This is a genomic window from Arthrobacter sp. HMSC06H05 (assembly GCF_001807395.1).
GTDB classification, from domain to species: Bacteria; Actinomycetota; Actinomycetes; order Actinomycetales; family Micrococcaceae; genus Pseudoglutamicibacter; species Pseudoglutamicibacter albus.
Genome location: NZ_KV788980.1, coordinates 103010 through 125085, shown reverse-complemented (window position 1 = coordinate 125085; position 22076 = coordinate 103010). Strand labels below are relative to the sequence as shown.

17 protein-coding genes, 1 pseudogene and 2 riboswitches are annotated in these 22076 nt (G+C 62.1%); of the genes and pseudogenes, 13 read left to right on the top strand and 5 right to left on the bottom strand.

The annotated features are described in order from the left end of the window. Positions 1–200: 200 nt before the first annotated feature. Both HMPREF3160_RS04685 and HMPREF3160_RS04680 read right to left on the bottom strand, forming a co-directional pair. Positions 201–1427 carry a hypothetical protein gene (locus tag HMPREF3160_RS04685; protein ID WP_141739832.1) on the bottom strand — a complete coding sequence of 409 codons (1227 nt, stop codon included), beginning with the start codon at positions 1425–1427 and terminating at the stop codon, positions 201–203. A 307-nt stretch (positions 1428–1734) separates the two neighbouring features. Continuing rightward, positions 1735–2262 (bottom strand): MarR family winged helix-turn-helix transcriptional regulator, encoded by a 528-nt coding sequence (locus HMPREF3160_RS04680; protein WP_052048471.1) that lies wholly within the window; start codon positions 2260–2262, stop codon positions 1735–1737. 119 nt (positions 2263–2381) lie between these two features. Here HMPREF3160_RS04680 and HMPREF3160_RS04675 point away from each other — a divergent pair, with 119 nt between their 5' ends. The 6 genes and pseudogenes from HMPREF3160_RS04675 (at position 2382) to HMPREF3160_RS04655 (ending at position 10970) form a co-directional block, all read left to right on the top strand. Beyond that, positions 2382–3437, top strand: a complete 1056-nt coding sequence (locus HMPREF3160_RS04675) for a ribonuclease H family protein (RefSeq protein ID WP_070507306.1) — start codon at positions 2382–2384, stop codon at positions 3435–3437. 59 nt (positions 3438–3496) lie between these two features. Then, positions 3497–4342: an SGNH/GDSL hydrolase family protein gene (locus HMPREF3160_RS04670; protein WP_310247924.1), complete on the top strand. Its 846-nt coding sequence runs from the start codon at positions 3497–3499 to the stop codon at positions 4340–4342. 212 nt (positions 4343–4554) lie between these two features. Continuing rightward, a riboswitch (glycine riboswitch) is annotated at positions 4555–4645 on the top strand. Between the two features lie 201 nt (positions 4646–4846). After that, positions 4847–7744 (top strand): annotated as a pseudogene (gene gcvP / locus HMPREF3160_RS04665) (aminomethyl-transferring glycine dehydrogenase); the annotation flags it as partial. A gap of 90 nt (positions 7745–7834) precedes the next feature. Next, a complete protein-coding gene (gene gcvT, locus HMPREF3160_RS10170) occupies positions 7835–8962 on the top strand; it encodes a glycine cleavage system aminomethyltransferase GcvT (protein ID WP_256174027.1) in 1128 nt (375 codons plus the stop codon). A gap of 91 nt (positions 8963–9053) precedes the next feature. Next, the gene (gene gcvH, locus HMPREF3160_RS04660; protein ID WP_035756276.1) at positions 9054–9434 is read left to right on the top strand and encodes a glycine cleavage system protein GcvH; all 381 of its coding nucleotides are present in this window, start codon (positions 9054–9056) and stop codon (positions 9432–9434) included. A gap of 129 nt (positions 9435–9563) precedes the next feature. After that, a complete protein-coding gene (locus tag HMPREF3160_RS04655; protein ID WP_070507301.1) occupies positions 9564–10970 on the top strand; it encodes an L-serine ammonia-lyase in 1407 nt (468 codons plus the stop codon). A 71-nt stretch (positions 10971–11041) separates the two neighbouring features. Here HMPREF3160_RS04655 and HMPREF3160_RS04650 read toward each other — a convergent pair whose 3' ends face one another. From HMPREF3160_RS04650 to HMPREF3160_RS04640, 3 genes are all read right to left on the bottom strand, one after another. Continuing rightward, entirely contained in the window at positions 11042–11767 is a 726-nt protein-coding gene (locus HMPREF3160_RS04650; RefSeq protein ID WP_070507299.1) for an ABC transporter ATP-binding protein, read from the bottom strand. 2 nt (positions 11768–11769) lie between these two features. Beyond that, complete coding sequence (locus HMPREF3160_RS04645; protein WP_083285425.1) at positions 11770–13602, bottom strand: ABC transporter permease; 1833 nt, start codon at positions 13600–13602, stop codon at positions 11770–11772. A 64-nt stretch (positions 13603–13666) separates the two neighbouring features. Beyond that, entirely contained in the window at positions 13667–14686 is a 1020-nt protein-coding gene (locus HMPREF3160_RS04640) for a thiamine ABC transporter substrate-binding protein (protein WP_256173976.1), read from the bottom strand. A 70-nt stretch (positions 14687–14756) separates the two neighbouring features. Then, positions 14757–14862: riboswitch (TPP riboswitch) on the bottom strand. A gap of 463 nt (positions 14863–15325) precedes the next feature. Between HMPREF3160_RS04640 and rpmB the strand changes: the two genes are divergently transcribed. From rpmB to HMPREF3160_RS10165, 7 genes are all read left to right on the top strand, one after another. Continuing rightward, complete coding sequence (gene rpmB, locus HMPREF3160_RS04635) at positions 15326–15562, top strand: 50S ribosomal protein L28 (RefSeq protein WP_035756281.1); 237 nt, start codon at positions 15326–15328, stop codon at positions 15560–15562. After that, a complete protein-coding gene (rpmG, locus tag HMPREF3160_RS04630) occupies positions 15562–15729 on the top strand; it encodes a 50S ribosomal protein L33 (RefSeq protein WP_035756283.1) in 168 nt (55 codons plus the stop codon). Before rpmB ends, rpmG begins: the two co-directional genes overlap by 1 nt. Positions 15730–15731: 2 nt before the next feature. Then, a complete protein-coding gene (rpsN, locus tag HMPREF3160_RS04625; RefSeq protein WP_035756285.1) occupies positions 15732–16037 on the top strand; it encodes a 30S ribosomal protein S14 in 306 nt (101 codons plus the stop codon). 357 nt (positions 16038–16394) lie between these two features. Then, a complete protein-coding gene (locus HMPREF3160_RS04620; RefSeq protein ID WP_035756287.1) occupies positions 16395–16673 on the top strand; it encodes an HU family DNA-binding protein in 279 nt (92 codons plus the stop codon). A 173-nt stretch (positions 16674–16846) separates the two neighbouring features. Next, a complete protein-coding gene (locus HMPREF3160_RS04615) occupies positions 16847–19177 on the top strand; it encodes a bifunctional copper resistance protein CopD/cytochrome c oxidase assembly protein (RefSeq protein WP_083285424.1) in 2331 nt (776 codons plus the stop codon). Positions 19178–19302: 125 nt separating this feature from the next. Then, on the top strand, positions 19303–21228 hold the full coding sequence (locus HMPREF3160_RS04610) for an NHL domain-containing thioredoxin family protein (protein WP_070507297.1): 1926 nt from the start codon (positions 19303–19305) through the stop codon (positions 21226–21228). A gap of 199 nt (positions 21229–21427) precedes the next feature. After that, the coding region (locus HMPREF3160_RS10165) for an MFS transporter (RefSeq protein ID WP_256173975.1) at positions 21428–22076 on the top strand (649 nt) is incomplete at its 3' end.

Here is a 22076-nt window from a genome sequence, read left to right as displayed (position 1 = left end):
CGCTGATCTCTGCCTCTGACCTCAGCGCTGACAGTGCACGAGTAGGCCCCCGTCGCTTGGCGACGGGGGCCTACTCTATGGGGTGTAACCGCTACTAGTGTTGTGCCGCTTCTAGAGCGTTTCCCTATCTCAGGGTTTTTCTCCTCGCAGGGTGTTTCTCTTCTTACGCGGCAACCGCGGTGTCGCGAGGGTTAGCTCGCTTACTTGGTCTTGCCAGCGAGCGTGGTCACGAACTCGTTGACGGTCTTCTCGAACTCGTCGAGGTCCCCGTGGAAGTCACGCGGGATGGCTTTCCTGATGTGGTCCGGAGTCCTCAGAGTATTCTTCGAGTTCTTTTTCTTCTTAGCGTCCTTGGACTTCTTCGAATTCTTCTTCTTAGAGTCCTTCTTCTTCGAATCCTTAGACTTCTTGGACTTCTTCTTGTCCTTAGCCTTCTTATCCTTGGACTTCTTGGAATCCTTCTTCTTGGAGTCCTTCTTCTTGTCCTTCTTATCCTTAGGCTTGTCCTCGGCTGGACGTTTCTCGCCTGCAGGGGTGAAGGTCGCGTCATCAAAGACGATCGTGTCGCCCTGAGCGTTCTCGAAGTTAGCGCGGTTGGCCTTGGTGGTCCACAGGTTGATGCGCAGCTGCTGGGTTCCGTTGTCCTTAGGGACGCGCTTGGTCTGGGTGTCGTCCGAGAGGACCTTGCCGTTTTCCAGCGAGGTGATCACACGCAGGTAATCCTTATCCCAGATCGCTTTAGTCTTGAGGGTCTGAACACCCTTAGGGATGTCGAAGCGCTTGTGGGATACGCGGTCGCGGAAGTTCTTTAGGTCATCCGGGTAGACAGTGACCATGCCGAAGGTCTTAGGGAGATCCTGGCTACCCCAGCGGGAAACCTCGATGAAGTCGATCTCCGTGAGGCCCTTCATGTTGACGTGCTTCTTCATGCCAGGGGTGCCGTCAATAGCGACCTCGGCGGTGTCATAGGTGAAGATGCCAAGAACGTTGTTCGGGTCCATCTTGTCGAAGTCAGCGGTGTAGCTGAACTCGTACGTGCCGTAACCGGTGGACTTGGTAGCAATGAGCTCAACGCCACCGTTGATGCCCTGGTTCTCAACAACAAGCTCACCTTTGTCGTTGACGTGAGCGCCGCTGACCCACTTACCTTCGCCATCGCTCGGGTGCGGAGCCTGAGGACCGCCCCAACCCATCACATCGTTCTTGCCGCGAATAGCCCAGTCCTGACCAGAGAATTCGATCGTGTCGAACTTGTAGTCAGTCTCAAACCGTCCGCTGTCATGGGAGATCTCTGGAGGGCCGGCTTTCGTCTCCACTGCGGTAGGGGCGGGAGCAGCATGGGCTCCTACTGCAACAGAAGTTGGGAGAACGAGTCCCAGCGCCAACGGGACCACTGCATACTTAGCAGGCTTCTTTATGGTGAACACGCGCGATTTACCCCTTCGGAATCAACGTTTTCTCGCATCGAATAACACCCGGTTTACACCTGGTCTTAGATTGAAGGCTCACAGCTTTTATAGGTGAACTTGCCGCCTACGGATGCTGAAGCGACAGTGACAATAGCGAAGACCACCACGTTGTCCTAGCGTCAACGCACCCTCCGTCCGAGACCCCGGACAGGTGTGAAATGCCTAAGAAACGGCTGTCGAAAGAACCTCGGGATGGTATGCGATGCCTGAGAAATCGCTGTTTCTGGGGTGTTGTGACTACCTGAGAGTTGCCTTGAACAGAGCTCTAGTTTTTGCGGCGCGCATTCTGTTCATCACAGGCCCTGTTGATGCGGGTCAGTATGTCCGCCAAAAGTGCTTGCTCTTCGCCGGTGAGAGGATCAAACACGGTCTCGCGCACAAACGTGACATGGTCCGGAGCCGCGGCACGAAGGACATCCCACCCGTGCGGGGTCAGGAGCACATCCTGGGCGCGGCGGTCACGTCCCTCAGAAGGGGCACGTTCCACAAGGTCGCGATCCTCCATTCGCCGCAATAAGTGTGAGAGCCGCGACCGTTCCCACCCAAGTGCGGAGGCAAGCTCACCGGTGCGCACCCGATGCTCCGGGGAATCTGAGATGGTAGCCATCACCGAATACTCGCCCGAGGACAGCGCGGAATCGTGAAGCAACTGACGGTCCAGCGTGGATGGGAAACCCCAAATGAACTCACGCAACGTGTACCAAAGATCAGCTTCCTCAGCGTTCAGCCACCGCACGTCACTGTGCGGCTCACCCTGCTCAATGTTCGTTTCAGGGTCCAGTTGGTGGTTCATCTCAAACACTCCATGCACTTGATCTATCAATCGTCACATGTTCCCGGCAACCAACCAACCCCGAATCAAATAATGCACCGTCACCACCGCATCGGAGAGGTTCGTGATGGGATAGGACTATGAGTTCTGCACAGAGTTCTGCACAACAACGCACCGCCAAGGCCTCCGGAGCCCACGCATCAGGGAATCCGGACGCCCCGAAGACCGCTGACGCCCCCAAGAGCACTGACGCTCCGGTGATCATTGCCGCAGCGGACGGTTCCGCCCTCGGCAACCCCGGCCCCGCGGGGTGGGCGTGGTACATCGACGAAAACCAGTGGGCCGCAGGCGGCTGGCCCAAAGGCACCAACAATCAGGGCGAACTACAGGCCGTCCTCAAACTGCTGCAAGCAACCGAGGCCGCGGGCGCGCCGCTGAAGGTTCTGTGCGATTCCCAGTACGTCATCAACTCGCTCACCAAATGGCGCTTTGGGTGGAAGAAACGCGGCTGGAAGAAAGCTGACGGCAAACCAGTCCAAAACGCCGAACTCATGAAAGCGCTCGATGCCGCACTGGCCGGCCGGAAGGTCGAATTCGAGTGGGTGCGCGGCCACACAGGCCACGAGCTCAACGAAGCCGCCGACGATCGCGCCCGCGCATGCGCGCAAGCCTATAAAGACGGCGAGGCTCCCGAGGAAGGCCCTGGCTATAGCGGCACCCCGAGTCAAAGCAACGATGGACAGAACAACGATGCGGGGCAAGGTAACGCCGCAACCCAGCCCAGCACGGTAACCCAGCCCAGCGCGATGCCCGCTGCGGTTGACGCCGGGCAGGCGAGCACTGACATCCGCGAGCTCCTAGCCGCTGCTGAAGCGGACCTGCTCGACAGCATCGACCAGGACGACGAACCAGCCCTGCGCTACCTGCTCACCGAAGACTTCCGCGGCGTCTCCGCCCACGGCGCCCTCCACGGGATCGATGGCCTGCGCGGCCAAGACCCGATCACCAACCTCGAGGTCATCACCACCGAACGCGTCAGCCAGGACATCGCCTACGTCGCCTACCGTGCGCAGCGGGCCTCAACCGCCGATGCCGTGGTGCTGTCATGGTGGCGCCTCACCGGGGACGCCAGGCAAGCAGGCACGCAACGGTGGCAGTGTTTCTTCCGGCAAGAAACCGCGCACATCAACGTGTAAGGCGACGCGACGCGGCACGGGGGTTCGCGATTGCGGGCTAACCTCGTAGGATCGCATGTGTGAGTCAACGCAACGAGGAACACAACGTGCCAACATCGTCAGCGAATATGAGCGAAACCAACCCGCCGTATCAACAGCGCTACGTGGCCATCGGTGATTCCTTCACGGAAGGCGTGGGCGATGTCGAGCTCAACCGCCCCAACGGTGTGCGCGGCTGGGCCGACCGTGTAGCAGAACGGCTGTGCCGTGAACATCCGAACTTCGGGTATGCGAACCTCGCGATCCGCGGCAAAAAAGTACCCCAGATCATGGCCGAACAGCTCGAACCAGCACTAGAGCTCAACCCGACACTCGCAACCGTGTGTATGGGTGGCAACGACATCATGCGCCCACGCGTCGACATCGACTACATCGCTGGCGGCGTGCACCACATGGTCTCCGAGCTACGCGGCGTCGGGGCCAAGGTTGTGCTGTTCACAAGCCTCGATGTTTCCAAGAGCCCGCTCTACCGGGCGCTCGCCGGGCGCGCCGCACTCTATAACGAGCGCCTCCGCGAGATCGCAGACGACACCGGCGCGATCATCGCCGATTACTGGCGCTGGCGAGAGCTACAAGACCCCGGCTACTGGTCCGAGGACCGCCTCCACATGAACAGCCGCGGCCACGAATTCACCGCCCGCAAAACTCTGGATGTACTCGGCTACGACGTCGGCGGATTCGACGTCGAACCACTCGAGCTACCGGAACTGTCCAAACTTCAACGCGCCCGCACCAACGCCGAATGGGTCCGCGAACACGCTGGCCCGTGGGTCCGCCGACGCATCAAACGCGTCTCTTCCGGTGACACCCTCAGCCCGCGGTACCCCGAATACGTGCGCCTCGAAGCGCCAGAGAACCAGGCCTAAGGTTGGGTCTGGAGCCGTTATCTGATGCCAGGCCTGAAGCCGCGCATGAGGCGGCGCCTACCCGGTGGCCGGCACGGTGGGCGATGCGGTGGCCGCCACGGTTGCCGACCCGGCGGCACCTCTTCACAGGATCACGCAAGCCCCGGTAGACTGACACATGCTGTGGACCACGCGCCTGCACTCAGCGGGACGCGGGTTGATGGCACCGCCGACCACGCTTAGCGGGAGAGACCTCCCCAGCGAGGCGCCGTAGGAGCAAACCCTCCCCGGGAAACTCTCAGGCAACCGCACCGCTAGGTACAGGCGACCCTGGAAAGCGGAACCTCGCCACAACAGGCTGGTTCCCACCGATGGTGCAAGCGCAGGACGAACCGTCAACGGCGCGGAAGCTCTCAGGTTCCAAGACAGGGCGGGGAGGACAATCGAATCCCGATCCGACCCCGATCCGAACTCTTTGAATCGAACCCTGAGTCGAATCCCGAGCCGAGAAGAGCCGAGCACGTTATGACACGCTCCGATATGTCCGCATTCGTTTCCCGCCACATCGGTCCACGCGGCGCCGAGACCGAACACATGCTGGAAACCGTTGGCTATGCGTCCCTGGACGCTCTTGTTGATGTCGCGGTCCCGTCCACGATCCGCATGGAAGAGCCACTAGATATCCCGGAGGGGCTCTCAGAAGAGGAAGCGCTTGCTGCGTTGCGGGCGTTGGCGCAGAAGAACACGCTGCGTGTTCAGATGATCGGCCAGGGTTTCTATGACACCCACACCCCGGCGGTGATCCGCCGCAACATCGTTGAGAACCCGGGCTGGTACACCGCCTACACCCCGTATCAGCCAGAGATTTCCCAAGGCCGCCTCGAGGCGCTGTTGAACTTCCAGACGATGGTCGCTGACCTCACCGGGCTCGCGATCGCCAACGCATCGCTACTTGATGAGGCCTCGGCCGTGGCAGAGGCGATCCTTTTGATGCGCCGCGCAACCCGCGCTAAGGATGACGCGGTCACGGTGGTGGATGCGGACATGTTCCCGCAGACCCTCAACGTGGTTCGCGGCCGCGCTGAAGCGCTCGGGATCCCTCTTGAGGTGCGTGACTTCGCCGCCGAAGGCCTTCCGGAGGGCCCGATTTCGGGCATCGTGCTGCAACAGCCAGGCGATTCGGGCGCGATCGTCAACCACGCCGAGATCATCGCGGAAGCAAAGGAACGCGGCGCGAAAGTCACGATCGCAACCGACCTGCTCGCGCTCACCCACCTGAGATCCCCGGGCGAACAGGGTGCTGACATCGCGGTCGGTAGCTCCCAGCGTTTCGGTGTCCCACTGTTCTTCGGCGGCCCGCACGCCGCCTTCATGGCCGTGACCAAGGGCCTGGAACGCAACCTGCCAGGCCGCCTCGTGGGTGTCTCCTATGACACCGATGGCCGCCCCGCCTACCGGCTTTCGCTCCAGACCCGCGAGCAGCACATCCGTCGCGAGAAGGCGACCTCCAACATCTGTACCGCCCAGGCTCTGCTCGCCGTTGTCGCCTCAATGTACGGGGTTTATCACGGCCCGGAAGGCCTCAAGAACATCGCCCGCCGCACCCACGCCCACGCGTGCGCGCTCGCCGCAGGCGTTGAAGCCGCCGGTGCGAAGCTAGCCACCGCATCGTTCTTTGACACCGTGCGTTTCGTAACCGACGGGGCGGCGGATTCGATCGTGGACGCCGCGGATTCCGCAGGCATCAACGTTCGCCGCGTGGATGCGGACACGATTTCGGTTTCCACAGACGAAACCACCACCGACGAACACGTCGAGACCGTGATCGCCGCGGTATGCAAGGCGCTCATCGCCAACGCTGACGACGCGATCGCAGCGGCCCGCGAAGCACGCGAATCCTGCGACGGCGTGTACGGGCGGAGCGCGGGCCTGGTGCGTGAATCTGAGTTCATGACGCACCCGATCTTCAACTCGGTGCGCTCTGAAACGCAGATGATGCGGTACCTAACCCGGCTGGCGAACCGCGACCTCGCGTTGGATCGGACGATGATCCCGCTGGGTTCGTGCACCATGAAACTGAACTCGGCGGCGGAGATGGAGGCCATCACGTGGCCTGAATTCGCGGGCATCCACCCGTTCGCTCCGGTAACCCAGACCCGCGGTTGGCGTGAGCTGATCGCTGATCTTGAACAGCGGCTTGAAGCGATCACCGGTTACGCCGGGGTTTCGATCCAACCGAACGCCGGTTCCCAGGGTGAATACGCGGGCTTGCTCGCTATCCGCCAATACCATCAGTCCCGTGGCGAGGCTGACCGCGATGTGTGCCTCATCCCCGCCTCCGCGCACGGCACGAACGCGGCCTCGGCTGTCTTGGCGGGCCTGCGCGTGGTGGTTGTCAAGACCGCTGATGACGGTTCGATCGACGAGGGCGATCTTGCCGCGAAGATCGAAGCGAATCAGGGTAAGGTCGCCGCGATCATGATCACCTACCCGTCCACCCACGGCGTGTTTGACGCGCAGGTGGTTGAGGTGTGCAACGCGGTCCACGAGGCCGGCGGCCAGGTTTATATCGATGGCGCGAACATGAACGCGATGGTCGGGCTGGCTCAGCCGGGCAAGTTCGGCGGCGACGTTTCCCACCTGAACCTGCATAAGACGTTCTGCATCCCGCACGGTGGCGGCGGCCCGGGCGTGGGTCCGGTTGCTGTCGCTGAGCATCTTCGTCCGTTCCTGCCAGGCCCGGCACTTGAGGACCGCGACGATGAGGGCCTGGGCGGCCGCGATGGCGCGCCGATCACCGCGGCGAGCTTCGGTTCCGCCGGAGTGCTGCCGATCTCGTGGGCCTACATCGCGATGATGGGCCCGGCTGGCCTCACGCAAGCGACCAAGCATGCGTTGTTGGGCGCCAACTACATCGCGGCCCGCTTGAAGCAGGCATTCCCGATTCTCTACACGGGTAACGCCGGGCTGGTTGCGCACGAATGCATCCTCGACCTGCGGGAACTCACCAACAAGACGGGTGTCACCGCAGAGGATGTGACCAAGCGGCTCATGGACTTCGGGTTCCACGCGCCAACGCTCGCGTTCCCGGTGGCAGGCACCCTCATGGTTGAGCCAACCGAATCCGAAGACCTTGCGGAACTGGACCGATTCATCGACGCGATGCTGACCATCCGCGAAGAGATCGACGAGGTCGCAGACGGCATCCATTCCCTCGAAGGCTCGCCGTTGCGTAACGCGCCGCACACCGCGGAAGTCGTGACTCGCACTGATTGGGACCGCACCTACTCCCGCCAGCAGGGCGTATTCCCGGGCCAGACCTCGGTCACGGACAAGTACTTCACTCCGGTCAGCCGCATCGACCAGGCCTATGGCGACCGCAACCTGATGTGCGAATGCCCGCCGCTTTCGGCTTTCGAAGACTCAGAGGACTGGCCCGTGGCTCATAACTCACCCCACCATCCAGATAGCACCGGCGTTTCGCCGACCCTGCACGAAAGGGTTCCAACGAACATGCATATAACGTCTCGTCACACTCCGCTTCATGAGGTTCATGAGGCGCTGGGTGCATCCTTCACCGATTTTGGCGGCTGGGATATGCCGTTGCGTTACGGTTCCGAGCTTGCCGAGCATAAGGCGGTGCGTGAGGCAGCGGGCGTATTCGACCTCTCCCACATGGGTGAGGTTCGGGTGAGCGGGCCTGATGCGGCGAGCTACCTCAACACGGCTCTTGCGGGGAATCTCGCGGCGGTCGCTGTGGGTCGGGCTAAGTATTCGCTGCTTATGAACGCCGACGGCGGGATCATCGATGACTTGATCGTCTACCGCTTAGATGAGACCGAGTTCCTGGTGGTCCCGAACGCCTCCAACACCCCGGCGGTGCTTGAGGCCCTCAGGGAACGCGCTCTGGGTTTCGATGTTGTGGTTACCGATGAGTCTGATGAGACCGCGCTGGTCGCGGTTCAGGGCCCGAATGCGGAGAAGGTCCTCGCGGCCGTGACCGAGGGCGCTGACCGCGACGCCGTGGTTGATCTGCGTTTTTATTCGGCGGTGCCCGCCACGGTGGCTGGTGTGGATGCGTTGGTTGCTCGCACCGGTTACACGGGCGAGGACGGTTACGAGATCTATATCGCTAACGCCGATGCGAAGGCCGTATGGGATGCGGTGATTCACGCTGGCGCTGCGGAAGGTTTGCTTCCGTGCGGCCTGGCTGCGCGCGATTCGCTGCGTCTGGAGGCCGGCATGCCGCTGTATGGCAACGAACTATCGGCTGAGACCTCGCCGCTCGAGGCCGGTTTGGGGCCGGTGGTTTCGTTGAAGAAGAATGAGCGTTTTGTGGGCCGGGACGCGTTCGAGGCCGCCAAAGAATCCGGGCTGGGTGTCACGAGTGGCCGCCGCTTGGTGGGTTTGAAGGGCCTTGAGCGTCGCGCCGCCCGCGGCGGATACACCGTGATGCTCGATGGCGCTGAGGTGGGGCAGGTGACCAGCGGCCAGCCGTCCCCGACGCTGGGTTATCCGGTCGCATTGGCGATGGTCGATGTGGCCCACGCTGAGGAAGGCACCGAGTTGGCCGTGGATATCCGGGGCAAGATGCTCGGGTTTACGGTGGCGCCTCTCCCGTTCTATCGTCGTTCCAACTAAAGTCACACACAACTAGATTCACGCATCTAGATTCACAGTTTTAGATTCACATGTACGGCCGGATTCCTGGCCTGATCATCAAGGAGAGACCATGTCCGATGTGAAGAAGAACCTCCGTTATTCCGCTGAACACGAGTGGGTGGATGACTCCAACCCGGTGAAGGTTGGCATCTCCCAGGTTGCGGCTGACGCACTGGGTGATGTTGTCTACGTAGACCTGCCAGAGGCCGGTAGCGAGGTCACCGCTGGTGAGACATGCGGCGAGGTCGAGTCCACCAAGTCGGTTTCTGACCTGTACGCGCCGGTCAGCGGCACGATCGTTGAGATCAACCAGGCCGTGATCGATGATCCTGCACTGTTGAATTCGGACCCATACGGTGCCGGTTGGCTTTTCACTGTCGAGGTGAGCTCGGAAGGTGAGCTGCTCTCCGCTGAGGATTACGCTTCCGCGAATGGCGGCAACCTCGTCTAGAGCGTCGCTTGACGCGTTTCACCGTAGTGGCGGGGCCAGGCAGGGCGCCTCGCCACAGCGACATATAGACCTTCGCCGGCACGCCCACCTTGAGGGAGAGCGTGCCGGCGAAAGTTTTCAGGAGTGCGAATGTACCTGAGTATTTTTGATCTTTTCTCCGTGGGTTTGGGGCCTTCGAGCTCCCACACGGTCGGCCCGTTGCGTGCCGGCCGGGACTTCGTGCAGCGTCTTGCCGCTAACCCGTCAGCGTATGGCCGGCTGGCTGGCTTACGTGTTGATGTGTATGGCTCGCTGGCTGCCACGGGGCAAGGGCATGGGACGTTCACGGCACTCTTGTTGGGCCTTGAGGGCTATGCGCCGGAGACGGTTTTGCCCGAGCAGGCCGAGGCTCGTTATGCCGCGTGGGATCGCGGGGAGAAGCTCGCGGTGGGGTCCGCGCTCGATGGCGTGGAGACCGTTGAGCTCGCGTTCGGTGTTGAGGACATGACGCAGCGCCCGCTCACCATCTTGCCGCGGCACACGAACGGACTGAAGATCGCGGCCCTCGAATCCGCTGGGGGAGTCATCGCCGAAGAGACCTACTTCTCGATCGGCGGTGGCTTCATCGAACGAGCTGGCGATGAAGACGCGGCCGCACACGTGGACATCGACGTCCCGTACCCCTTCGATACGGGTGCCGAGCTTCTGCAGCAGTGCAAGAAGCACGACCTCGCCATATGGGAGGTCGCGCTAGCCAACGAGGAAGCGATCCGCGACCGCCAAGAAGTCCTCGACGGCATCGACCATCTATGGCAAGTCATGGAGGACTGCAAGAACTCCGCGATCGAACGCACCGGCGTCCTTCCCGGCGGGCTCAACGTTTCACGCCGCGCACCACGCTGGCACAAGGAGCTCTACGCCCGCGACACAGACCGCTCCTTCGAATACTGGCAAGAGTGGGTCAACCTCGCAGCGCTCGCCGTGAACGAAGAGAACGCATCGGGCGGCCGCATCGTGACCGCCCCAACCAACGGCGCGGCCGGCATCATCCCAGCGGTCGGCTTCTACGTGACCCACTACGCCCGCGCATGCCGGGACCAAGCCCCCGAGGTCATCGCGGAACAGGTCCGCCGCTACCTGCTCACCGCGGCCGCGATCGGCAACCTGTATAAGAAACAAGCCTCCATCTCAGGGGCCGAAGTCGGCTGCCAAGGCGAAGTCGGCTCCGCCTCATCGATGGCCGCAGCGGGACTCGCCGAAGTCCTCGGCGGCGAACCGTGGCAAGTAGAAGTAGCCGCCGAGATTGCGATGGAACACAACCTCGGCCTCACATGCGATCCCATAGGCGGCCTCGTCCAGATCCCGTGCATCGAACGCAACGCGCTCGCCGCAACGAAAGCCGTCAACGCCGCCCGCATGGCGATGATGGGGGACGGCACACAGAAAGTCAGCCTCGATGAGGTCATCAAGACGATGTGGGACACCGGCCAAGACATGCTCGATAAATACAAGGAGACAGCCCGCGGCGGCCTCGCCGTCAACGTCGTCGAATGCTGACGCCCCGCGCTAGCATGGCCGAGGCTCAGGCTAGCAGGGTAGCGGGTCGAGCTGAAACGGCTCGGCGCGTGCTAGCCCAGCAGGCGTTCGATGCGCGGATCGGTTGCCGCCGCTTGGTCGATCTCTTCCCAGGTTCCGTGGGCGATGAGCTTGCCGTGATCGAGAATCGCCACATGAGTTGCCAGCGCACGGGCTTCGGTGTGGTCGTGGGTCACGTGTACGGCGGTCGTGTTGGTGCGGGCGAGGATTTCCCGCACATGCGGCGCGAGTGTTGCGCGTAGGCCGCGGTCCAGAGCCGAAAAAGGCTCGTCAAGCAACACGACCTTCGGTTCCGGTGCGAGAGTGCGCGCGAGCGCGACACGTTGGGCCTGACCACCTGAAAGCGAGCGGATGGGGCGCTCGGCGTAACCGTCCAAGTCCACGAGCGAAAGCATCGCCTCGACCCTCGTCTTGCGTTGATCTTTCGCGACCCCTGCCATTTCGAGGCCATAACTGATGTTTCGGCCCACATTGCGGTGCGGGAACAGTTGCCCGTCCTGGAACACCATCCCGATGCCGCGCCGGTGGACCGGAACACCGGCAACATCGACGCCGTCGAGCAGGACCTCGCCAGCCGTGACGTCTTCAAGGCCCGCGATTCCGCGCAAGAGCGTGGACTTACCGGAGCCAGAAGCGCCCAACAGGCTCAAAACCGAACCCGGTTCCACGCCCACGCTGACCCCGCGGACAGCAACGGTGCCGTCGGGATAGGTGACGTCCACATCGCGCACCTCAAGGGCATATGAAGCAGTAGGCATATTTAGTCTTCCTTAGCTGCAGAATCACTGGCGGGAACGGTACTGGCGGCGCTGCGGGAAACTTCGCTGTCTGTATCTGCGCTGCGGGGAGCAGCAGCCTGGGGAACTGTGGTGCGACGGGCGGATGTTGAGGAGAGTTTCGCGGAACGGGTTGAGCGTTCGGCGAGCCATTCGCACACCGCCATCGCGGTTGCCGCAACCAGAGCGAGGATCACGGAGGCCGCCATACCCATTCCGTAGTTATCGGCGCCGGGTCGGTTCATAAGCCGCACGATCGTGACCGGCAGGGTCTGGAAGTCCGCAGACGCCAGGAAGCTCGTGGCGCCGAACTCACCGAGCGCGATCGCAAAGGACAGCCCCGCGGCGAATCCGATGCCGCGGGCGACCATCGGGCCGTCCACGGTCAGCGCGACCCGCAGTGGGCTCGCTCCCAGGGTCGCGGCGGCCTCCCTGAGTTTCGGGTCGACCGAGCGCAGGATCGGGATGATCATGCGCACCACCACGGGCAACGCGACCACGGCTTGGGCGAACGGCACGAGTGAGCCTGAACGCGCAAGCTCCGGGAACGCGATCTGTAAGGACACGATGAAACCGAAACCGATCGTGACCCCTGAGACCCCGACCGGCAACATCACGGCGGCATCCACAATCTTCTGCGCCCGCCCGAACGCGGCGGTGCGTGCGTGGCGGGAGAGCCACCACGCCAACGGGAGGCCCGCGATGAGGGTGATCCACATGGCGTCCGATGCGGTCAAAAGCGAATTGCGGAGCGTCTCTAACGGGGTCGACCCGCCACCGAAACCGGTGCCCGAGCTGGTGGCTAGAAGCCGGTAGTTGTTGAGACTCCAGCCGTGTGGGGTTGAGAACGAACGCAACAGCAACGCCAGCAGAGGGGCCACAATAAGGGCAGTGACGGTGCCGAAAGCGATCATTGCGGAGAACCAGTCACCCCGGGCCAGCGGCCGCAAGCGCGGCTGCGATAGCCGCAGAGTCGTCTCAGTTTTAGAACGCGCGCGTTGCGATACCGCGAGCGAAGCGAGCACAATCGCCAGCTGCAGGATCGACAGCGCTGCCGCCTGGGGCAGGTCCAGGAACGTCTCGGTCTGGATATAGATCTCGGTTTCCAAGGTTCCGAAACCTGGTTTCCCGAGTGTCATCATCAACCCGTACGCGGTAGAGCAGTACAAGAAAATGAGCGAAGCCGCAGACCAGATCGAGGGTTTGAGCGCCGGGAGGGTCACCGTTAGGAAAGCCCGTAAGCGGCTCGCCCCGAGAGTCCGGGCGGCCTCGGCTTGGCGCGGGTCAAGGTCAGCCCACACAGCCCCGACCTGACGGACAACAACCGAGAAGTTGAAGAAGATCATCGCGAGGATGACTGCGGCCGTGGTCTGATCCAGGCCCAAGAAACCTAACGGGCCGTTCTCGGCGAGCAAGGCACGGAACGCGACACCCACCACCACGGTCGGCAAAACGAACGGGATGGTCGCGACCGCGCGGATGACCCCGCGCCCACGGAAAGAACGGGTCGAGAGAATGTGGGCGCCGAAAAGCCCCAGAACGATCGAGCCGAGCGTGCCACCCAACGCGAGCCCGAGTGTTTGCGCGATGAGCCGCCACGTCCACCCATCGAACAACACGGCAACGAGCGGCCCCCACCACGTACCTTCACTGCCTTCGGGCGGGGTCACGCCGCGGCCGATCATCGCCGCGACCGGCCACACAAAGAAGAAAGCCAAGAACACGGCAGGCAACGCCAGCGCCGCAACAGACCACACAATGGTCACGATGCGGCGCCGACGCCTCAGCTCGCCGTGAGAGCGGTTCTGCTCGTGCATCAGGTACCCGACCTGCTTCTTCTACCCGGCGTTCTTCTACCCAGTGTTCGTCTCAGGAACGCACCTATTTAGCGTTCTTGCTGAGCTCGCGGAACTGCTTGATCCACTCCTCGCGTTTCTGGGCGATCTCGCTCGGGTCCGGGGTGACCGACGTCTTCGACAGCGGCGCGTGAGCGGCCCAGTCTTTCGGAAGTTTCACATCGGGGTTCACCGGGTACATGTACATCTGCTCAGGGATAGCGTTCTGCATATCCTCGCTGAGCATGAAGTCCACGAAGGCCTTGGCACCATCAGGGTTCTTAGCGTTCTTCAGGACTCCGGCGTATTCGACCTGGTCGATGCAGGTGTCATCGATGTTCACGGTCTTACCGCCCTCAAAAGCGGGGGAGGAGGAGTAGGAGACCACCAGAGGGTACTTACCTTTGCCTTCAGAACCGGAAAAGTCCGTGTTGTACGCGTTAGACCATGAAGAGACGACCTTGGTGCCGCCAGCCAGCATGTCCTCCCACGCCTTCTTCCAATCCTCAGTCTTGTGCATCGTGGTGACCATGAACGCGAAACCAGGGGAGGACTGCGCCGGGTCTTGGGCTACCAGCAGCTTGGCGTATTCAGGCTTGGTGAGGTCGTTGATGCTCTTCGGTAAATCAACCTTGTTCTTCTTGAACCAGCCCGCGTCAGCGTTGATGCACACCTGGCCTTGATCGATCGGGGTCAACGCGTCACTGTTGGTCAGCTTCTTCGCAGCCTCCGGCAGTTTCTCGGGCACATAGTCCTCGACCACGCCCTTCTCCGTCAGCGCGCCGGCCTGGAGGTTATCCACGCCATAGAAACCGTCCGCGGACGCCTTACCTTCAGCCAGGATCAGCTGATTGACCACAGAAGACGCGTCACCTGGGGAGGTCGTCTTGAGCTTATAGCCGGTCTCGGTCTCGAACTTCTTGACCTGTTCCTTGGTCAACTCGAAGGAATCATGCGTGATGATCGTGACCGTCTTCTCTTTCGAATCCGCATCCTCCTGCTGAGCCGCGATCGAACAACCGCTCAACGCCAAGCCCGCAACAGAGAGCACCGCGGTAGCCGCCATAAGAGGGTTTCTACGCATATCTGCCACAACAACCTTCCAGTTCATGAAAGGGGGTGGCCCACGTGTGCCCACGAGAGAAGATTCGAACTCCCTACACCGGTACTAACCGGATCAGGTTCGAGGGTCTGCCACATCGGCACTCTCAGCGCTCGGTTAGCGCTCCCCTGTCGATTCAGTACAAGACTAGCCAAGAAAACGATGCGGCACACAATTTGCCAGATGGCGCGCGCCGGGCGCCGGCCTGCTGGGTGGAGGCCCCGGTGCGAGTGTGGCCAAACTCGCTTACCATGATTTGCCCCAAAGATGGGGGATTGCCTAAGATAGATAGGCGTTCTGTTGCCACGCGTTAATCTTTGCGTGCCCAACAGCCCGTGACACGGAAGAGAAGGTGAACAGTGGGTAGGCAAATGCCCACGCTTCACCCGGACCACCGTTGTTTGAAACCTGTCTGATGGTCAACCACTGGCTGGATCTCACCCAGCTGCTTTAGGCCCTCCAGCGTTGTAAGCACGGTGTCCCCAACTGGGTAGCGGGACCTCGCATCGTCATCGGCTGCGCTCACCTGACTCCAGGCGAGCCAACACCACAGCCAGGCGGCAAGGGACCGCAGCACAACTGACCAACACTGGAGGAGTGAACATGGCACAGCGTTGCCAGGTGACCGGTGCAGTGCCCGGATTCGGACACAGCATCTCGCACTCGCACCGCCGCACCAAGCGTCGGTGGGACCTGAACATTCAGAAGAAGCGGTACTACGTACCATCCCTCGGCCGGACAATCACCCTGAATCTGTCCACCAAGGGCATCAAGACGATCGACGCGCGCGGCATCGAAGCCGTAGTCGCTGAGCTTAAGGCGAAGGGAGAGAAGTTCTGATGGCAAAAGCACAGGATGTTCGCCCAATCATCAAGCTCAAGTCCACGGCAGGCACCGGTTACACCTACGTGACCCGCAAGAACCGCCGCAACAACCCGGACCGCATCGTGCTCAAGAAGTACGATCCAGTGGTTCGCAAGCACGTCGATTTCCGTGAGGAGCGGTAAGCATGGCTAAGAAGTCGAAGATCGCCAAGAACGAGCAGCGCAAGGTGATCGTGGCTCGCTACGCCGAGCGCCGCGCCGAGCTCAAGAAGACCCTGATCGACCCGAACGCAACCGACGAAGCCCGCGAGGCAGCACGCGTCGGCCTGCAGAAGCTCCCACGTGACGCCTCTCCAGTTCGCGTTCGCAACCGTGACTCCATCGACGGCCGCCCACGCGGTACCTTCCAGAAGTTCGGTATCTCGCGTGTGCGTTTCCGCGAAATGGCTCACAAGGGCGAGCTGCCAGGCATCACCAAGTCGTCCTGGTAATCGCTCACGCTTCCTCAGCACTGTGAGGAACACATAGCGTCAACAGCGGCACGCACACAAGCATCGCACGCTGTCACGGACGTCCCGGCCCCAGCTGAAAAGAACATCAGCGAGGCGCCGGGACGTCCGCGTTTAAGCAGGTTTAGGCCGCTCCGTTCGTGTTTTCGCCGCCAGAAACCGCTCTAAGAAGCTCTAATCAGCCAAAAATCTGGGTAAATTCTCACTCAACGCGGAAAATCCGCCCCGAAACACGCGAAATTCTGGGAAAACCTGTTAGTTTCATATCCAGGCCCCGAAACCTGGGGCAATCCTCAGCCCTCACTGGTTGGGGAGTATCCGAGTCCAGGAGGACAAGTAATGAACCGCAGTGAGCTTGTGAGCGCTATCGCGAACAACACCGGCCAGACCCAGACCACGGTTAACGACGTACTGGATGCCCTCTTCCAGACCGTGACCGAGCAGATCTCCCAGGGCAACAAGGTCTCCATCCCAGGCTGGATGTCCTTCGAGCGCACCAACCGTGCCGCACGCCAGGGTCGCAACCCACAGACCGGCGAGACCATCCAGATCCCTGCTGGTCACTCCGTTAAGCTCTCCGCTGGCTCCAAGCTGAAGGCTGCTGTTTCCAATAAGTAAGTCTTACAGCGCAAGCTGAGCAGTAAACCCGCCCCAACCACGCAGGTTGGAGTGGGTTTACTTTTTAACCCCCACGGCGGGAACGCTTCCCACAGCGGCACCGCCTAAACTGGATCTGATGAGCTCCGCTCACGTGAACCTCCGCTGAAGAAAAGCCCTCAGGAAAGGCGCCCATGTCGCACTCGCAGGTTGCAACGTCCAAGCGTGCCTCCGCCGAGCCCGCCCGCGGAAGCGAGGACCCTTCCGCAAAGAACGCGAGGCTCGCGGCAGACAACCCTCGAGTCGCATACGCGCTCACCTGGATTTCCGCGCCCATCGGGCTCATAACCCTCTTCCTCGCGCTCTCGTACTCCGGTACAGCGCTCTCCGTTCTACTCGGTGACCCGGGCGTGGTGACCCGCTACGGCCTGCCGATCGCGCGCTGGGTTCACGACATCAGCTTCTCGATCACGCTCGGCACGCTCATCTTCGTGTGCGCGATCATCCCGCGTACCACCCGGCCACAGCGCACCACTCGGGCCGCAGGTTCCACTGATGGTGGGGAATTCACCAAAGCGTTCAACCGGCTCGTTACCGTCGGCTCCGTCGCAGCGATCGTGTGGGCGTTCGCTGCGATGTCCACGCTCGTTCTCAGCTATTCGGATGCCGCCGCGCTCCCCGTCACCGCAGACAAATCCTTCACTGACGGCATCTTCGACTACATGCTGAACTTCGATTTCGGCCGAAGCTGGGCCGTGGTCGTTTCCCTCGCGATCATCACGAGCACCACCATGATCGCCGCCCGCAGCGCCAACGCGCTCGGCTGGGCCGCAGGCTTCGCAGGGGTTGCCCTCGTGCCGCTGGCGCTACTCGGCCATGCCGCCGGCGGTGACGACCACTGGGGAGCCGTGAACTCGATGGGCCTGCACCTACTCGGCGTCGTCGCGTGGGGCGGCGGGCTCGTAGCACTCGCCGTTGTTTCCGGGCTGCTTGGCGGAGCGCAAAAGAACATCACCGGCCCTGATACCAACCCCGCCGCAGCGGAAGTCCTGCAACGATTCTCGCACCTAGCTGGCGCATCGTTCTTCCTGGTCGTGCTCTCCGGCGTAGCGGCAGGTGCGATCCGCGTCCACACCCTTCAGCAGCTCTTCGGAACCCAATACGGTCTGTTCCTCATCTTCAAAGCTTTCCTCTCGGTGATCCTGGGCTTCCTCGGGATCATCCACCGCTCCAACATCATTCCGCGCCTGAAAAACGGCGACCTCACCGCACGCAAAGCCGCGTGGCGCATCATCGGTGTTGAAGTAGCGATCATGTCCGCCGTATCGGCGATCGCCGTGGTGCTCGCCCGCACCCAACCGCCGGTATCCACCGCGCCGCCGGAAGTCATGTCCCCGGCCCGCCGCCTCTCCGGCTACGAGCTACCACCCGAGCTGACCATCTCATCGTGGGCGAGTGTGTGGCGCTTCGACTGGCTGTGGGTCGCGATCATTATCTTCCTCGCGATCGCCTACGGCCGCTGGGCCTACCGCGTCCACGCTAAAGGCGGGCACTGGGACTGGTGGCGCACCCTCAGCTTCTATGTGGGCTTGATCTTCCTGTTCTACATCACATCCGGGCCCATCGCGGTGTACGGGCAGAACCTGTTCTCGATGCACATGGTCGCTCACATGGCGCTCACCATGGTCGCGCCGTTCTTCCTGGTGGTCGGGTCCCCGATCGCGCTGGCCCTCAAAGCGATCCCCGCCCGGCGCGACGGAACCCGCGGCCCCCGCGAATGGACCCTGGTGTTCCTTCACTCCAAGTGGGCTAAAGGCGTCACACACCCGATTGTCGCGGCCGTGAACTTCACCGCCTCGATCGTGATCTTCTACTCGACTGACCTCATGTGGTTCTCCATGAAATACCACTTAGGCCACGAGTTCATGAACTTCCACTTCCTGCTGACCGGCTACGTCCTCGCCGTCAACATGATCGGGTTGGACCCGCTACCAAACCGCGCACCATACTTTGTGCGGCTCGTGATCCTGCTGATCACCATGATCTTCCACGCGTTCTACGCAACCAGCATCATGGGCACCGACGTCCTGATCCAGCCGGACTGGTTCGGCAACCAAGGCCGCGATTGGGGCCCGAGCGCGATCGAAGACCAACGAATAGGCGCCGGCATCATGTGGGGCATCGGCGAAGTACCGACGCTGATGCTCGCCGTGGGCGTGGCCGTTGGGTGGTCGCGTTCGGAGGAACGCATAGCACGCCGCGACGAACGCGTTGCCGAACGTACCGGCAACCGCGAACTACGCGACTACAACCAGATGCTGCAGCAGCTGCAGGGCGCCCAAGCCGACGGCCTCGAAGAGGCGCGCCGCGCAGCCCGCATCCGCGCAGGCCTGCCAGCAGAAGGCCTTCCTCAGGACGATGCGGCGGCCAAGGTCGATGCGCAAGCCCCGAAGGCTGAAGCGGTGGAGAGCGAGGCCGCGGGCACGGGTTCGCCGGAGGGCCGTGACGATACGCCGCGGGCATAAAGCGTGATGTTACGCGCCGAAAGCGTTGGCGTGAGGCGAACTTCTAGAATGGACACAATCCGCCCCGCCTTCGGCGCGGCGAGTGAAAACCCCATTTCAAGCCCCGTCTGAAACCAGGAGTTAAGGTGTCTGCTGAGTCTGATGCACTTCGTACCGGCGTCCGTTTGCGTGCGAGCGAGCTTCGTGGCCGCGGCTGGATGAACACCGGCGGTAAGGACCTTGGCCTTGCGAGCCTTCGCGGCAAAATTGTGATCCTCGATTTTTGGACGTTCTGCTGCATCAACTGCCTGCACGTGCTCGACGAGCTGCGCCCACTCGAGGAAAAATACAGCGACGTGCTGGTTACGATCGGTGTGCACAGCCCCAAGTTTGAGCACGAGGCGAAGAAGGAAGCGCTCGAGGCCGCGGTTGAGCGCTACGAGATCGAACACCCTGTTCTGGATGACCCAGAGCTGCTGACGTGGCAGGCCTACACAGCTCGCGCGTGGCCCACGCTCGTGGTCCTGGACCCGGAGGGCTACATCGTTGCGCACCTCTCGGGTGAGGGGCACGCGGCCGGTCTTGAATCTTTGGTTGAAGAGCTCATCGAAGAGCACGATGCGAAGGGCACCCTGCACCGCGGTGACGGCCCGTACGTCGCCCCGCCGGCACGCGAAGGGGACCTCCGCTTCCCAGGTTCGGCGATCGAGCTGCCGAACGGCCAGTTCCTCGTCGTGGATTCGGGCCACCACCGGCTCACGATCATGGACACGGACCTCGTGACCAAGGTCGGTCAGATCGGCACTGGGGAGCGCGGCTTCGCGGACGGCTCCGCGGACACCGCTCGCTTCAACGAGCCGCAGGGTGCCGCGGTCGTTCCCGGCCACATCGCGGAGAAGGTCGGCTACGACGTCCTGGTTGCTGACACCGTGAACCACCGCCTGCGTGGCGTTAACACGGCCACGGGCGAGGTCACGACTGTTGCCGGTAACGGCGTGCAGCGCCTGCTCGATGCCGAACGCGCCCGCCTGCAGGACGCCGGTTGGTCGCGTGAGCTGGGGGAGAACGCTACCGAGCTTTCGCTCTCATCCCCGTGGGACCTTGCGTGGGCAGAGAAGGCTGGCCGGTTCATCGTCGCTATGGCGGGAACCCACCAGATCTTCGGTTTCGACCCCGTCAAGGCCGAGGTCACGCTGGAGGCTGGCTCCGGCATCGAAGGCTTGGATGACGGTACTGCGGATGTCGCGATGTTCGCGCAGCCTTCCGGTGTGGATGTGGATGCGAACGGGGACGTGTGGATTGCCGATTCGGAGACCTCCGCGGTGCGTGTGCTGCGCCTGGGTGAGGACGGCACGGTCGCCAAGGTTGAGACCGCGACAGGCCTGGGGCTGTTCGATTTCGGCTTCCGCGACGGTCCGGCCGATGAGGCGCGTCTGCAGCACCCGTTGGGTGTTTCGGTTCTGCCGGATGGCTCGGTTGCGATCGCTGATACCTATAACGGTGCGGTGCGCCGCTATGACCCCGAAACGCATACGGTCGGAACGCTCGCCGAGGGCCTACAGGAACCGGCGGAAGTGCTCGTGGACCACAGCGTTGGTGGAGATCCGGTCCTGTTGGTGGTCGAAACGAACCGGCATCAGCTCGTGCGGGTCCCGCTGCCGAAGGAAGCGACCACGGTTGACCGTGGCGCATCCCAGACCCAGCGCCCAAAGACCCTGGTGAAGCCCGGCACCCACAAGCTGACCGCACGCTTCACCGCTCCTGCGGGCCAGAAGCTCGACTACCGTTGGGGTGACCCAACCCAGCTACAGGTTTCTGCGTCCCCTGAAGAACTCATCCTAGAAGGCGCTGGCACGAGCCAAGGACTCACGCGTGAGCTCGTCCTCAACCCGGAGATTGTGCACGGCGTTCTGCATATCACCGCGCGTGCTGCAGCCTGCGATGGTGAGGAAGGCCAGGAGATCCCGGACCACGCCGCCTGCCATCTATACCAGCAGGACTGGGGTATCCCAGTGCAGCTGGATGAGGCGGGGGAGGACCACCTCGAACTCGACCTGCGCGGCCTGAACTAGTGCGGCCGCGGCCTAAACTAACGTCGGCATAGCGTCAGCTTGGCTGGCATGCCGCCGTGCCAGCGGCGCCACGTCAGCGCGGCAACTCTTAACAAGGCGGGACCCTAGGCGTAGGGTTGAATCTACAGTTCAATCTACGCCGGGGTCCCGTTTTGTATTACCCCACCGGTTTCTGCGCCGTTGAGGAGGCCGCCTATTCATGTCCCGCATGTTCGCCTCGCTGCAGATCAAGAATTACCGGTGGTGGTTTTTCGGCGGCTTGGTTTCGAACATCGGGACGTGGATGCAGCGCATCGCGCAGGACTGGCTGGTTCTGACTGAGCTGACCGATAATTCAGGGACCGCGGTGGGCCTCGTGATGGGGCTTCAGTTTCTGCCGATCCTGTTTTTGTCTGCCTATGCGGGCGTGATCGCTGACCGGTACCCGCGGTTACGGATCGTGCAGATCGCGCAGGCGTTCATGGGTGTGCTCGCGGTGATCTTGGGTGTTTTGGTGCTCACGGGCACGGTTGAGCTGTGGCATGTGTACATCTTGGCGACCTTGTTAGGTATCGGGGCGGCGTTCGATGCGCCAGCACGCCAGGCTTTGGTGAATGATTTGGTGCCGTCCAAGTTGGTACCGAACGCGGTGTCCTTGAATTCGACGAGCTTCAATTCGGCGCGGCTGATCGGACCGGGTGTTTCTGGCCTGTTGATTGCCGCGGTCGGTACGGGCTGGGTTTTCTTGATCAACGCAGCGAGTTTCGCGGGCGTACTGGTTTCGCTGTTCGTGATTTCCCGGAACATTCCGGCTAACAGTCAGCCGCGGGTTCCGCGTAAGCGTGGCCAGGTTGTTGAGGGCATCAAGT

Excerpts from the sequence above, each read along its gene's own strand:
- HMPREF3160_RS04650 (WP_070507299.1), bottom strand. The coding sequence starts at position 11,767 with ATGCCTACTGCTTCATATGCCCTTGAGGTGCGCGATGTGGACGTCACC.
- rpsN (WP_035756285.1), top strand. The coding sequence starts at position 15,732 with ATGGCTAAGAAGTCGAAGATCGCCAAGAACGAGCAGCGCAAGGTGATC.
- HMPREF3160_RS04645 (WP_083285425.1), bottom strand. The coding sequence starts at position 13,602 with ATGCACGAGCAGAACCGCTCTCACGGCGAGCTGAGGCGTCGGCGCCGC.
- rpmB (WP_035756281.1), top strand. The coding sequence starts at position 15,326 with ATGGCACAGCGTTGCCAGGTGACCGGTGCAGTGCCCGGATTCGGACAC.
- HMPREF3160_RS04675 (WP_070507306.1), top strand. The coding sequence starts at position 2,382 with ATGAGTTCTGCACAGAGTTCTGCACAACAACGCACCGCCAAGGCCTCC.
- HMPREF3160_RS04620 (WP_035756287.1), top strand. The coding sequence starts at position 16,395 with ATGAACCGCAGTGAGCTTGTGAGCGCTATCGCGAACAACACCGGCCAG.
- rpmG (WP_035756283.1), top strand. The coding sequence starts at position 15,562 with ATGGCAAAAGCACAGGATGTTCGCCCAATCATCAAGCTCAAGTCCACG.
- gcvH (WP_035756276.1), top strand. The coding sequence starts at position 9,054 with ATGTCCGATGTGAAGAAGAACCTCCGTTATTCCGCTGAACACGAGTGG.
- HMPREF3160_RS04640 (WP_256173976.1), bottom strand. The coding sequence starts at position 14,686 with ATGGCGGCTACCGCGGTGCTCTCTGTTGCGGGCTTGGCGTTGAGCGGT.
- gcvT (WP_256174027.1), top strand. The coding sequence starts at position 7,835 with ATGCATATAACGTCTCGTCACACTCCGCTTCATGAGGTTCATGAGGCG.
- HMPREF3160_RS04655 (WP_070507301.1), top strand. The coding sequence starts at position 9,564 with ATGTACCTGAGTATTTTTGATCTTTTCTCCGTGGGTTTGGGGCCTTCG.
- HMPREF3160_RS04680 (WP_052048471.1), bottom strand. The coding sequence starts at position 2,262 with ATGAACCACCAACTGGACCCTGAAACGAACATTGAGCAGGGTGAGCCG.
- HMPREF3160_RS04615 (WP_083285424.1), top strand. The coding sequence starts at position 16,847 with ATGTCGCACTCGCAGGTTGCAACGTCCAAGCGTGCCTCCGCCGAGCCC.